Origin of the sequence: Luteibacter sp. NPDC031894 (assembly GCF_050273135.1) — a bacterium.
Taxonomy (GTDB): Bacteria; Pseudomonadota; Gammaproteobacteria; order Xanthomonadales; family Rhodanobacteraceae; genus Luteibacter.
This window is the reverse complement of the sequence record NZ_JBNNMV010000001.1, coordinates 978,665-992,533: the sequence shown is the minus strand read 5'-3', so window position 1 is coordinate 992,533 and position 13,869 is coordinate 978,665. Positions and strand designations below refer to the sequence as shown.

At 61.4% G+C, this 13,869-nt stretch carries 10 protein-coding genes; 3 read left to right on the top strand and 7 right to left on the bottom strand.

Going from position 1 to position 13,869, the window contains the following annotated elements; all coding sequences use genetic code 11:
- Positions 1-14 precede the first annotated feature (14 nt).
- From ACQKIE_RS04745 to ACQKIE_RS04730, 4 genes are all read right to left on the bottom strand, one after another.
- Complete coding sequence (locus tag ACQKIE_RS04745; RefSeq protein ID WP_427456300.1) at positions 15-2,144, bottom strand: ThiF family adenylyltransferase; 2,130 nt, start codon at positions 2,142-2,144, stop codon at positions 15-17.
- A gap of 110 nt (positions 2,145-2,254) precedes the next feature.
- Complete coding sequence (locus ACQKIE_RS04740) at positions 2,255-3,415, bottom strand: hypothetical protein (protein ID WP_427456298.1); 1,161 nt, start codon at positions 3,413-3,415, stop codon at positions 2,255-2,257.
- Positions 3,416-3,542: 127 nt separating this feature from the next.
- Positions 3,543-4,193 (bottom strand): hypothetical protein, encoded by a 651-nt coding sequence (locus tag ACQKIE_RS04735; protein WP_427456296.1) that lies wholly within the window; start codon positions 4,191-4,193, stop codon positions 3,543-3,545.
- A 444-nt stretch (positions 4,194-4,637) separates the two neighbouring features.
- Complete coding sequence (locus ACQKIE_RS04730; RefSeq protein WP_427456294.1) at positions 4,638-5,588, bottom strand: hypothetical protein; 951 nt, start codon at positions 5,586-5,588, stop codon at positions 4,638-4,640.
- Between the two features lie 213 nt (positions 5,589-5,801).
- On the opposite strand from ACQKIE_RS04730, the gene ACQKIE_RS04725 reads away from it, so the two are divergent.
- Entirely contained in the window at positions 5,802-6,038 is a 237-nt protein-coding gene (locus ACQKIE_RS04725; RefSeq protein ID WP_427456292.1) for a hypothetical protein, read from the top strand.
- A 217-nt stretch (positions 6,039-6,255) separates the two neighbouring features.
- Entirely contained in the window at positions 6,256-6,492 is a 237-nt protein-coding gene (locus tag ACQKIE_RS04720; RefSeq protein ID WP_427456290.1) for a hypothetical protein, read from the top strand.
- 81 nt (positions 6,493-6,573) lie between these two features.
- On the opposite strand, the gene ACQKIE_RS04715 is transcribed toward ACQKIE_RS04720, so the two are convergent.
- The 3 genes from ACQKIE_RS04715 to ACQKIE_RS04705 all read right to left on the bottom strand — a co-directional run bounded on the left by ACQKIE_RS04715 (position 6,574) and on the right by ACQKIE_RS04705 (position 10,692).
- Positions 6,574-8,007 carry a hypothetical protein gene (locus ACQKIE_RS04715; RefSeq protein ID WP_427456288.1) on the bottom strand — a complete coding sequence of 478 codons (1,434 nt, stop codon included), beginning with the start codon at positions 8,005-8,007 and terminating at the stop codon, positions 6,574-6,576.
- 1,015 nt (positions 8,008-9,022) lie between these two features.
- Entirely contained in the window at positions 9,023-9,607 is a 585-nt protein-coding gene (locus ACQKIE_RS04710; protein WP_427456286.1) for a cytochrome b, read from the bottom strand.
- 50 nt (positions 9,608-9,657) lie between these two features.
- The gene (locus tag ACQKIE_RS04705) at positions 9,658-10,692 is read right to left on the bottom strand and encodes a DUF5996 family protein (RefSeq protein WP_427456284.1); all 1,035 of its coding nucleotides are present in this window, start codon (positions 10,690-10,692) and stop codon (positions 9,658-9,660) included.
- Positions 10,693-11,160: 468 nt separating this feature from the next.
- On the opposite strand from ACQKIE_RS04705, the gene ACQKIE_RS04700 reads away from it, so the two are divergent.
- Positions 11,161-13,860, top strand: coding sequence for a TonB-dependent receptor (locus ACQKIE_RS04700; RefSeq protein ID WP_427456282.1), 2,700 nt, complete (start codon positions 11,161-11,163; stop codon positions 13,858-13,860).
- Positions 13,861-13,869: the final 9 nt, after the last annotated feature.

Sequence of the window (13,869 nt, the reverse complement as noted above, 5' to 3'; positions counted from 1 at the left end):
ACGAGGGTCCTTGGTCACACCACACGGGCTTGCAGCACCTGCAAGTCCCCATGGTCGCCGACGATCAGCTGGACCGCCGGCAAGCCATCCGCCGACATCCCTAGTGCCAGGTGTGTGAGTTGGATCAGATCATCGCGGCTGGCCCTTGCGCCATGTCCTGTCGGATGGCTGTGCCACTCTCCGAGGTAGCCGACCACGCCGGCCGTTCGTTGGGTGGCTTGTTGAACTGCTTCGACCACGCCGTCGGTGCCCCGTTCGAACGAATGGGGCGTTGCCATGCTATCGGGTGGCGCCGGCAAGGCCGCCACGACCACCACGGCTTGGATATTGAAATCGTAATAGCCGAGTAGCACACCGCCAGTTTCATTCGGCAGGGCATCAATGCGCATGCTGTGAAGGTGCGCCACCAGCCCTTCGTCAAGGGAAAGTTGAGCGTCGCCGAGTCGCAGCTGCCGCTCCGGGAAGGCCGGGATGTTATGGGTCACGACGGCGCCGGTGGCTGCGTCGCGCTGCCAGATGCGGATGCGCGCTTCGGCGTCCGCACGCGCCGACGGGATCTGCTCGGCGAGCGTCGCGGCATGTGCAAGGATGTGGGAGTAGGGCAATACTAGGGACAAGTCACGGCAACTGCCGCCGCTCCAGAACGCACCTGGCTCCTGCGGGAGGTGCGTCGCGCCCCACTCTTGGGTGATCAACGCTCGATAATACTGGGCTTCCAGGGTGCGCAGGCGCACGCGGCGATCCGCATCCTCGGCCAAAAGCACCGACGCGTTGCCGGCCGGGGTCACAAAAACCGACATGTGCCGTGCTACGCCGTCCACTGTGCTGATGCTTCGGGGAAACTCCAACGTCGTGGAAGCGTCGACGACCAACTCGGTATGCGTCAGCAGGGCAAGGACCTCATTGGGGCGTTCAACGACATCGGCCACGATCGGCGTGATGGTGTTGGCGCCCAGCATCACCTGGTCGTGGAGTTGCGCGACGATCTTGGCCTTCATCTGCCCGACGTGGTGGGCGTTCGCCGTGTGGCGGGAGAGGTTGTGCGGTCGGATATGGTCTTTGTCCACCGCCGTCCAGCGCCCCCAGCCCTCGCGTCCCCAGATGTTCAGCAGGGCGCTTCCGAGCGACCCCGCTCCCACCACGACGCCCGAGGGGCCCTCCTCGGCGATACCCGCTTGTCGGCGCGCGTCCGCAGGCTGATTGCGGCGAAGCACGTTCATCGGGAATAACAACATCTCGCGCATGGCCCCAGCATCGACCGGCGTTTCGACCCCGACGGAGGAATAGTAGAGGCCTCCTAGTTTGAACAGCGCGCCGACCGCACCGCCGATCGCCAGGCCGCCGTGAAAGAGGAGGTAGCCCCGATGAGCCATCGCGGATGGGGCTGCGTCTTCGGTGAGTTTCATCGGCACGCGCAGAAGCAGGACGACCATGGAGTCATCCTGATCTCCACTGGCCCCTTGTTCCCCGGCGATCCCGCTCAGCGCGTCCTTCAAATGCGCAATCAGGTCCACACCGCGGCGGGCCAGAAGCTCACGCAGGTTCTCGACGGTGCTTGGATCGCGCTCAACCAACCCGTGGACAATCGCTGGCAACTCCAGATCAACGAGACGGGCATGTTGATGCTGCGGAGCCGCCGGGCCCGAGGGGCGAAGGACGATCGTGTAGCCACCATCCCCACGCGGCCCGTCGTGGCTTGCATAAAGAGGCGTGCCGGCGTTGCGAAGGTCATCTATGTTCCACGGCAGGATCAGGTCGTGGGGGGAGTCGAAGAACAGCTGCTCCAGCGGTTGATCTGCAGGGTGAAGCTCCCCCCGAGCCGCTTGTTCGAGCCACCATCGGATGCGATGCACAAATCCCGCCGCCGTCCAGGTGCGCAACACCGCCCGCGCCGAGTCAAAGTAGAGGCACAGATGGACCGGATGGTCGGCATCGACGTGATTGGTGTGGATCAGCAGCGGAAACGAGCGACGCAACGCGAAAACTTCGGGCAGGCTGCCCAGATTAGGCGAGACCCTCAGCCCCAACCGTTCGCGGTAACGGATCCCGACGGTGTTTCGCGACGGGACGCGATCGCAGCAGAGGTCCACCACGATGGTTTCCAGGATGACACCATCCTGGCGGGTCTGCTGGAGCAGTTCCACGACCTCGACGTCCGGTAAGCGATGGGTCGCTTCGAAAATTTCGCGGGCCCGAGGGTGCGTGAGCGCCTCCGGGCCCGGCAAGGTGGTCGCACGCGGGAGCGCGAAGAACGTCACGATCCGGCGCGCGGTGGCTTGCTCGACAAAACCTGAGCCGCTGCCACGGTCGCCACGCGGTTCCAACTCAGGCCGTCTGCCGTGATTTCGAACTCGATGGGCTGGGGCTTGTTCGCGTTCGGTTCCTCACCCGTGACCAGAAACTTGCGGCCACCGACCTCTTCCAAATAGCGCTCGTAGGTGTGGCGAGCCTGGATGTGCGGCGGCTGGATCTGGTCATAAGCTTTCTTAACGTCCGGGCACGCCTTGCTGCAGCTGACGATGTAGGCATCGGGCTTACCCATGCGCAGAAGCTTCTCCACACTTTCTTCAGGTTTCGTTTCCTTGTCGCCTTTGTCCGGCCCCAACGCCGTGTAGCTGAGATGGTGCGGGATGTTGAACAGATCCCACTCTAGCCGGTCATTATTGCCATGGAAGTCGGTGATATCCACGATCTCCTTCATCGCTTCCCAGTTCGCGTCACCCACCTCCAGGTAGTCGAAGCGTTCCCCTCCCGCTACGAATCGGATGTTGAAAACCAATGCCGCTTCGTTGCGGATCTGATCACCGCCCTCGCAGTGCTCAATGAACGGCGAGTGGCAGAAGAACTCTACGGCATCGTCGTCCAGTGAGAAGCCCGGCACGACCGTGCCGGCGTCCACGAACAAATGGTCGCGCGCCTCGGCCGGCTCGCCGCGCTGCTCCAACAACGGCTCCAGCCAGTCCATCAGCACCTGCGGCTGGGAGAAGACGCGAATTCCCTCGCCTTCAAGAAGCCGATGACGCGCTTCCTGGCGCCACAGCACGAATTCCTCCTGCTGATGGTCACGGTCGGCGACTTCCAGCAGCATTGCCGCAGGCACCCAGAGCTCATTGATCTTGATGCGGCCGTCACCGTGATATTTCTTGGCGTGGCGCAACTCGAAGAACTCGGTGCTGCCCTGGATGTGATCGGCGTCCGCATGGGTAAAGGCCACCACATCCAACGAATCGCGCTCGGCCGCGTCGAGTTCATCCTTCAGACGCTTCTTCAAATCGATCTCGGGACGCTCGCCTTTTTCAGCATCCGAACAGTGACGAAAATCGAGCAGGATGCGGCGACCATTGGCAAGGATGATGTGCGTCGTATCGCCATTTCCGACCGGGTAAAACACAATCTTGTGCTGCTGGGCTGCCATGAGAATGTGCCTCTCCAAAAGTTGGCACTCTCTAGATTGGAGTGCTAGACATAACTATATGTGGGGGTTTCTACGAAGTAAAGACACCACATGTGCCTAATCTCTTGCTTTAGTGAGACTGAGTGGTTCAGAAGACGTCGGGTGTCGATTCGTTGACCGGGACGCGCGCAGCTGCGCCCCTCCCGGGCGCTGGGGAGAGAACATCGGGCCGGACGCCGAGGAGGATGTTAATGTGGGCAGTGAGGTCTTGGCGCTGCACAATGAGCTGTCGCGCAACGGGATCGTCGGACCCGTCGGTCGGGTGCTCCGCATTGAACGACGCCATCGTCATGTGATTCCGGATCTGCTCATTCAGTGCCGTTTCGTCACGCAAGAGGCCGCCCGCCATGCGTGCGAGAGCGGCGTCGGATGTCAGCTGGGCCACCTGACGTTGCGCGTCGGCCAGTTGGCTCTTCAACTCCGGTAAAGGTTGAACTTGAGCGGTGAGGGTGACGCGTGCCTGTTGGCAGGAGGCATAGCTTTCACGCAGATCGGCTTCGGCGGTGCGAAGCCGGTCCAAATCGACGCGATCCTCAGCGCGATCGGCACGCAGGCCGGCCGCGTTCGTGGTCAAGCCATTCACTTGTTCCCGCGCCGACGCAAGCGCTACGACGCTCGCTTGACCCGAGGCGAACCAGGCCAGAACACTCACCGTAGCGGTGATAACCGCATTGGCCAGCAGGAAGTGGCGTTTGATCAGGCGAGTCAGCGCCGGACGAGTGGGAGATTCGGACATCATGCAAGCCCCTGTAGATGGTGGCGGCAGCTTGCGGGGGAGCCATCTCACGTTATGAGATTCCACCACCGAGATCCCGTGAGCGCTTGACGGCTGGTGATTTCGGCCTAAGGTGCGCCCGCCTGCTGCTCGGAGTGCCCATGGACCGACCGTTGCCCAACCTGTCTTCGTTCCCGTGCCCGCCCAGGCCTGGCTGCGGGCCCACCTGTGTGCGCTCGACAGTGAGCCTCCATTGAGCGCGCGGTCGCGGGCCGATTTGGCCGAGCTGACCCTACGACAATATGCCGAAGCGCAAACGGTGCATCACCCATCGAACGAGGTGTTTACCGACGACGCCGATCCGGGTCAGGGCGACGATGCCGGTGGTCGCTTCGACAGCTTGGGCATCCCTGTAGGCGATCTTGCGCCCGGAGTCCGGCCCCCGTTTCCCGATTGGGGGCTTGAGGATTAAGGCCGGCCGGGCGTGAGCGGGCGAGGCCGCGGAGCGGGTGGGGAGAAATCGGGGAACGCCGGCCGAACTGCAGGTGCGCTCCGATGGGCCATGCTTGATACGAGCGAGGGCCGTGGGTAAACGTTTCGTTTGAGCACCTGCGGTGGCTTGGGATCCGCGCTTGACGTTGGACGAAGTTCGCGGGCCAACTGATCAACCGAGGAGATCAGCTTGGTGAATCGGCCACGGTCCGAGCAGATCACAGCATGGATGGCGCCATCCCCAGCGCCGCCCGCCTTTACAAGGAACTGAAGATAGGCGCGGAAACGTTCCAGGTCCTCACCGAACGCGGCCATGTGGGCAGGATTGAGCCCGCCTTGGCCGTCGTGAATGAGCACCGTGGCCTGCTGCGCTCGCACGGCGGACAGCGGAGCCATGGGGGCCACCAGCAGGTCATTCGTAGCGCCGTCCACAGCCGTCTGGATCGCCAGGGAAGGCATCTCAAGAGGCCCGGTCCCGCGCGGTGCACCGCGACGGACGCAAGCACCGATGTAAGGCTCGACGAGGATGTTGCCCATCGTATCGTCAATGTTGAACATGGCGTCCGACCAGTAGACCAAATGATGGCAGCGCAGCGAGGTCCAGAACGCCTCGTGGTCTTCGATGGAAGGGCGGGGCGTCGCGACGGCGCGGGCCAAACGGGACAACGTTCGATAGGCCAGCTTGGGTCGCGGCTTTCCGTCGACGGTTTTGTTCCATTCGGACGCAATCGCCGCCGCCGCCGACTTGACCTCGAACAGGTAGAAGCGCTCGCCGGCTTGGTAGATCAGGTCACCCAGGCTCTGCTCGGTGGTGCCATCGAGCTTGACGAACATGGGGGGAAGGTGTGGCACGGAGCCAGGTTCGTCTTTCAACCATTGCGCATCGCGCAATGCCATCACGATAGTGTCTTCCCAAGGCGCAGCCATTCCCAACCTCCTATCCACGGCGTGCTTCATTCTATCCACCCGTAGCAGCGCGCGCGTGCGCGACACGCGGTTCGGATGCGGCCGATTTTATGTAGGGATATGCCTACGACGTTGAGCCGATGATGCAGCACTTGTCAGCAGCAGGCAAAGCGCCGCATAAAGAGTCCGCTGCACCGGGTTGCCCGATCCATCACGCCATGACAGGGGACTTCGATGGCCGGATACAATTACCTGGGATTTTTGACCAAGCAGGACGCCGCCGCCTACGACACGGCGTGGTCGCCGGGCAGTGCGGCACCCGTCGCGGGGATCTATTGCTGCACCGCCTGTGGGCACGAGATTGGCATTGCCCAAGGGCACACCTTGCCGCCCCAGGGCCACCCGCAGCACCCGGTCAGTCTGGGTCCGATCCGATGGCAACTGGCCCCGTTTGCCATGCACAACCAGTGAGCGTGGGAGCATGGACGCCGACATGCGCAAGTGGCGCGCCCCCTTCTCCATGGCAAGAAGGAACGCCGAGCCAGCGCATGCAGACGGTTTCCTTGCCAGGCGGCGGACTGAATCGGGGGTTTAGCAGCGCCGCGTCCACCATGGTTCCGATTGCGGCCACGTCGCTTGAGACCTCTGTCCGTTTAACTGGGTCCAATACAACCTCAGAGAGGCACATATGGCAGGCTATAAAAACCCGGCATTTATCATCAAGAACAACAGCCCGGAATACGACAAGTTATATGCTCCGGGCATTAGCGCCCCCCATGCGGGCATCTATCGGTGTAACAAGTGTGGTCACGAGATCGGTATCGCCCAAGGTCATGTGCTGCCGCCCCAGGGACACCCACAACATTCGGCCGCAATGGGCGCCATCCAATGGCAACTGGCCGTATATGCGATTCACAATAAGTAATCTTGGAAGATGGAGGTAGCCGGGACGGCCGCACAGGCCAGTCGCCGCAGTTTTTCAGTTGTGCTGAAAAGTTTGGGGGTATCAGCCCATCTCGGTCAGCGGCGTTTCGACAGGTTTCTCGATGAGATTGTGGCGATAGAGGCGCGCGCTGATGGCCGACGCGTTCGCCAGCGAAACGCCAACATGGACGAGGAGCCGAACAACGAGAAGGACTTCAATGAATTTGGCTTTCGTCTCGATGTCGTCGGTATCAGGCTCAAGCTCATTGGCATGCGTCAAGTCGTTCCTCAGCTTGCAAATCGCCTGTAGGTCATCCGGTCCGTATCGCCACAGTTTGAGTGTTGCTGCGGGCATGTCAACCATGAACCGCCTGATGCAGCCGGCGGTGTCGAGCTTAAACTGATTGAGTCTATACATTCGCTTGAGGAGACTCGTTACATTCTTCTTGTCGTTGAAATGCCTGACGAGAAAAGGCGTCGCTCGATTCAGCAGATTCTGCAATGGCTCGGTTGGGAGAAAGGATTCGCTCTGGTAGCAGAGCTTTTCAAGCAGCCGGAAGAAGCCCAGAAAGCGCTCTTCCGGGTTAGCCAGCTGGCGGTATCGAAGATACTTCTTTAAGAATGCCCGGCTTCCGTCAGGGAGGCCCAAGTAGTTTGGAAAGACTTCAATCGGCAGCGGCGGCAACCCCAACTGGTCGTAACTGAGGTTGTGTCCCAGGGGGAACAAAGGGTAGCGGTGTTCCGCTCCAACTATGTCCTGATCTTTTCGGGCGACATATAAGGACGACAGATTGAAGCCACGGTCCCGCGTGATGAGGTGGATCTGTTCTGCCGCCAACGGATAACCAAACAAGAACGACAGCAGTGTCTCAATTTCCTGGATGGTGGAAATGGTCTCCGCGGCGGATTTTGAGGCATCGAAGATCACTGAAACGACGGGCGGAAAATGAACGCCCACTGAGAAATCCTTCAGATACCCCATGCTGAGCTGGTAGGTCACACTCATGTTCCCCACGCCGGGCACGTCGACTTCGAACTCGGCGTTGGGCGGTGCATCGTCTGAGAAGAGTGTGTTGCGTTCGGACGCCGCGACGATACGGTGCTGTGTGGTAGTGGAGCCTATCCATTGAGCAATGGAGGGCGAGCTGATCTCGAAGCCTCGATATTTGTTCGGACTGGCGATGTGCCCGCGACCGAAGATGACCTGCGCCACGGCGTATTGTATTTCGAAGTGATTGATGGCCAGTGGGTGACGTTCAAGCGTGCGGCTGCTCCCGCCCATTCCTGTTAACCCCCGAAGAACGAAGGTTCCTTCAAACGAGGTGCACTGGAGTTCGTCGATCTCATACCAATCCAGCGTCGAAGTGCGACCTTCGAACGCATCGCCCCGGACCACGAGTGAGCATCCTTCGGGACTCAAGCTAAGGTTGCCAGCGAATGAGGTGCCGTTATCCTTAACCACAACGCCGAACTGGTAGCTCTTGCCGAGTTGGAGCCTTTCATCGGTCTTCTTCAAAATCTTTGTCCCTGTCATCCGTCTAGATGGCAGATGATGTCGCGAGACGGGTGCGCTAGGCCAGCCCTCGACACGGCGTAGGTGCCGAAGCCTTCGCGACCTCGCCGTTCAATAACTCAGCTGCCGTGTTTAAGACTGGAGTCCGTCCTTACTAACGGGAACACACGGGTAAGAATGCGGGATCATCGGCGAGCAAGGTGCTGAAGAACGGGTCCCACTTCGAATGACTCAAAATCAGCGGCCGGGTCGGCATTGAGTCAACGCCCGGACAAAAAGAAGAAGTGACCACGAGCCCGGCGAAAGCCGGGCTTTTCGTCTCGGCGTCGCCAATCACCGATCCACGATGGCGAGTTCCGTTTCCTGGCCGCCTCGCTCACAACGGTCACTCGCCAAGCCCAGTCGCTGAAGTTCTCAGCAAGCTCTTGCGTCGCAGCCAAGGTGCGGTGAGCCTCGCCGGAGGCGCGCTGGGCGTCCAGGCGCATGGCTTCAGCCTGTTCCGGTTAGAGGCAGATCCAATGATTTCCTGGTCGTTCTCTCGCACGATGACGAAGAAGCTTTTGTCAAACTCGGTGTCCATGTCATCTCCGGGCAGCGGCTCGGGCTAAGAAAGGGCGCGCCAAATCGTAGGTGGCAGCGCGGTGTTTCATACCTTAGCCGAAGTCGGCGAAGCGCACGTTTTGGCCGCGCTGTTCGATACGCCGGTCACTGGCCTCGAGCACGCCGGCCGCCGAAGGGTTGCGTGCACACTTAGCATGCGTTGCATGCAAGCGCCGGGCTTCGCCCATCGGATCGGTGCATTAGACGGTGCAAGGGTGCGAAAGGCGCCGATGTCCAGTGGCGTTCCATCAAAAGCGGGATAAACCACCGAGAAATGGGGGGAGGGTAAGCCAAGGCAGCGCGGACCCGAGCGCTCCGGCAAGCCGGAGGAATCGGCGCCGATCCATGGGGTCGACATGCTCCGCTTTCGCCATTGGTCCCAGACGCCCCGCTGCCACAATTTGTGGGACAAATAAATCTAGGGACTAAGGTCAGGCTTGTCATGCTGCGTCGCAGCTTCGGGATGTCGCCCCATGCGCCGTAGAACCCCATCGCGTCTCACATAATGGTGAAACAAGGCCGCCACCGTATGCAGGAGTATCAACACAGCAAGTACATTGGCAGCAAAACCATGCCAGTTGTTCACCCGAAGGATCGTCGCCAAGTCCTGCTTGCCCGGCAGCGTAAGCACATTGAACAACGGGAACCCATGAACATACGTGTTGGCGAAGCCCAACACGACCACGACCGCCAGCACGACATATAAGCCGATATGAACAATGCTCGCGGCTGCACGTTCCAGCGCCGTTCCGACGCCTGGCAAGCGCCTTCCGCGCCGCAGTCGCCAGACGATACGTGCCACGAGTACCAGCGCGATGCTGACGCCAAGGAGCACGTGCACCGACCAGATATCCACGCGCAGCGGCCCTCTCGGGAGCAGCCCTGTGGTGCGGCCGATGGTCCATTGCACGATCACCAGGAGGGTCATGAGCCAATGCATGACGATGGTGGGGCGGTCGTAACGCTCAGGAGTGGATTCGTGCAAATCGGCATTCGGAAGCATGTCATGTGTGCTCCGTGCGAGCCGTTTGGTTACCGCGGCGTCGGAGGCGCCTAAGTCGGCCGCCCTGAACCAATGAGGGAAGCGTCCCAGCCGGCCGAGCGTGCCCCGGCCTCGTAGGTCGTCCGAATGAAGGCCAGAAGATCATGGTCGGGCCGTTCGGACGCCACCAACCTGTCGTAGTCCAGGATGAACTCGCCCATCGCGCTGTCCCAACGCGCCGCCGACGGCAGGATCGAAGCGTGCTCGATACCCGGAGGCTGCGGATAGGCGAAGGCGTAGAAAGCCGGCTTTGGGTAGGCCTCGCTGCCGGACCACCAGCCGACCTCGATGAGTTCCGCATTCATGGCGTTGCGTCGAATGAAGTCCGAGTCGGGTGCGGGTGTAGCCGGCTTACCGTTGTAAAGCGCCATGCGGATGTCGAAGGTGCCCCACATCAGGCCGATCGGTTGTGTCTTTCCCTCGAATGTCCCTTCGAACGTCCGCATGACGTGCTGCGTGCGGAGCAGGATGCGCCACCAGGTGTTGGCCATGGACGCATCGTAAGCACGTACCTGGTCATCACGGTCGAAGGGTGTGCGGTCGCTGACTTCCTGCGGCAGCATGGTAATCCGGGTAGCGATGCCAACACGCCGCAGCATCCCGAGGAGGGCCTTGACGAAATGGGCCACCGACATGGCTGCCAGTCCAAAGCGGTCCTGCCGGCCGTCGTTGGTCGCACAGCTGACCTCATGCGATACGAAGTCGACCTGCACTTCAAAGGTGCGGTCGTGGCTCGTCAGCGGGCCCGCGGTCAAGCCGCGAGCGGTCAGCCACAAGGCGACGCCCGCCCACTGGGGCTGGAAGGGCTCGTGGAGTTTCAGCTTGCCGATGGCCTGAAGACCCATGTGCAGCAAGTGCTGGGTCTCGACGAAGGTCGGGTAATCCAGGGCAGGCCAGGGCGAAAGCGGCGCAGGTGCGGACATGGTTACCTCCACGGGCCATGAGCCCTTGGACGAAAGCATCGACCTGTTCGTCATAGCACCAAATGGGTCAGCGGGCCAGCGATTCGAGCGAACGACCTGCATCTGCCGCACGTCCGGCAGCATAGCCGCCAAGTTGCCCAACCGTGATCCAAGTCACACGCGTCTCACGCGGTTCCGCTTCAGGCAAAGCCGTTTTGTAAGACAAAATCAACCGACCCCGCGCCGCATGATCTTGCCATGCTGCGCCGCAGCTTGTGGCGGTGCTTGAACATAGGCAACGATGAATAAGTCGTACAAAAGTGCGGCAGCTGCGGACCGGGGGGTTACGAAGCTTTGTGGCGCCTTCGTGGGGAAGGGTGCCGATGAGCGTCGGGCGGCAGCCGTGTGGGCTCATCGGAGTTTTCCACAAAGTCGGGGAGGGTAGCCATGCAGCTAACGAAATTGGTTGTGGCAATGGGTGTCGCGTGGATGGTGGGGTACGGGGCACCAGGTTTAGCGCAGACAGCGACGGCCACAGCTCCAGACCCGGCTCCGGCCGGTACGTCTGCCCCGCCGGCCAAGCCGGCCGCCGCGGGCACCGAAGATAAGAAAGTGACCGAGTTGGGGGCCGTGGCCGTGACCGGCCAGCTGGCGGCGCTCCAGAGAGCGCAGGCGATCAAGCAGGACGCGGTCAACGTCGTCGATTCCATCTCCGCCGAAGAAGCGGGCAAGTTCCCCGATCCCAACGTCGCCGACGCCCTGCAGCGCGTCCCCGGCGTTTCCGTCAACCGCAGCGGTGGCGAGTCCAGCCAGATCGCCATCCGCGGCTTCGGACCCGAGTTCGTCGCTGTCACCATCAACGGGCGGCCGATGGCGACAGCCTCCGGCACGCGCGCCTTCAACTTCGACGTGCTGCCCTCGGAAATCATCAGCGTTGCCCAGGTCAACAAGACCTCGTCCGCGGATATCTCGGAAGTCGACATCGGCGGCGTGGTGGACATCCAGACCGCGCGACCGCTCGACTTCAGCGGCTACCACGGCGCGTGGAGTGCCGCCGGCGTCAACAGCAACCTCACTGGCGACTGGAAGGGCAAGACCACGCCCAAGGCGTCGGGACTGTTCGGCTGGACGAACGCGGACCACACGTTCGGCTTCATGGGATCGGCCTGGTACTACAAGCGGAAGGACACCCAGCTCAACACACAGGCCAGTTCGTGGTACGCCGGCCAGGACATCTCGAAGTTGTCCGGCCTGAGCAACCCGAACTACACCAATGTGGCGGTGCCGGAGACCCTGGCGAGCAACGTGCTGGACGAGACGCGCACCCGCAAGGGCGTCAGCGGCGCCATCGACTGGAAGCCGATCGACCGCCTGACCGTCCAGTTCGACACCTTGTACTCGGCCTATAAGGTCGATTCGATCGAGCACGAGTTCGGCGAGTACGGGAACACGGGCGACATCCAGTCGTTGACGACCGACCCCAACAACACGGTGCTCAACTTCGTACGCAAGGGCGAAGGCCCTAACGTCATGGCGAACGACTATGTGGCGTCGTACGCGCCCAGCTATGAAAAGAGCTACCAGAACGGCCTCAACCTCGGTTTCGACATCGACGAATCGACCAAGCTGAGCCTCGACGTATCCAGTTCCAAGGCCTGGAACAAGGAGAGCCCGAACGGGTACTTCCTCGTGGTCGGTGCGAAGAACTTCGGCACCAATCCGACGTGGACCAACGGCGGCGACAGCCGGCCGCCGAGCTATTCGAACATCCTCTCGCCCACCAACATGGATAACCTCACGGCGCACTGTTGTAACGCCGGTTCCGGCAACAACGTGACCAACAAGGTCAACAACTATCAGTTGAAGCTGGACAAGTCCTTCAACGACGGCGTGCTCGCGCGGCTGCAGGCCGGCGTGCAGTACACCAACGAGTGGGTGAAGTCGGTGAGCTGGGGCACGCCGAACAGCATCCTGTGCAATGCCTATTGCGGCTATTCCGTCGACGTACCGGCGGACGCGATCGGTGCCTATGTCTACAAGGCGCCGCCGAAGATCAGCGGCGTGTCATCCCCGGGCCTTCCCGCGGAATGGATCCAGTACGATCCGCGCGCCTACCTCAGCTGGCTGGCGTCGCCGGCGGCCTACAACCAGCTGTCCCCCGAGAAGCGCGATGCCTTGCTTGCGGGCCTGGCTGCGAACGGAGGCACGTTCGATGCCATACCCAACCCGGGCAGCTACAACAACGTGGGCGAGAAGGAGAAGGCGTTCTTCACCAGGGCCGTCTTCGAGGGCAACATGTGGAACATGCCCTGGACCGTCGACGTGGGCCTCCGGTACCTCCACGTGGCCTCGACCTCCACGGCGGTCAATCAGCCGCCCATCGCGTATCGCGTCGACCCGAACGACACCAGCAATGGTCAGGTGACTTATGGTCCGCTGGCACCGCAGTCGGCCAACGGTGGTTACCACAAGTGGATGCCGTCGCTGAATTTCAAGTGGAACCTGCTGGACAACCTGATCTACCGCTTCTCGTGGTCGAAAACGCTGACGCCGCCGGCGTTGAACAACCTGTACTACAACAAGAGTTTCGGCACACGCCCGAACTCGCTGACCATTTCGCAGGGCAACCCGCAGCTCCAGCCGTATACCTCGCGCAACTACGACATGGGCCTGGAGTGGTACATCGACGACGCCAGCTACATCGCATTGGAAGGCTTCTACAAGAAGGTCAGCAACTTCAGCACCCTGGTGAGCACGCCGGTGCCGTTCCTGACCGACCAGAACACCGGACAGCCGTTCATCTGGTCGCTCACCCAGCCGATCAACCTGAACTCCTCGAACATCTACGGCGAGGAGCTGACGTTCAATTACCAGTTCACGCACTTGCTGCCCGAGCCGTTCAACGGCCTGGGCATGGCGCTCAACTACACGCACGTGAAGAGCAGCACGAACCTGAGCCCGGGCATCATCGCGGCATCGGGTAAGTTCGCGGTACCGGGTATCGGTGATTCGGCCAATGCAAGCCTGTACTACGAGAAGGGTCCGGTGCAGGTCCGCGTCGCGTATAACTGGCGCGGCAAGTACCTGGAGAGCCTTTCGTACGGTGCGGGCGCCCAGCCGGCCACGCGTAGTGACTACGGCCAGGTGGACCTGAGCGCGAGCTACGCGGTGGACAAGCACCTGTCGGTCTTCGTGTCCGGTACCAACCTGACCCACGAGCACCTTTACGACTACTCGGTGTACCGCAATCGCTTCCTGTACGCCGAAGCGGACGGCACCGTTTACACAGTGGGCCTGCGGGGAACGTTCTGATGACACCGT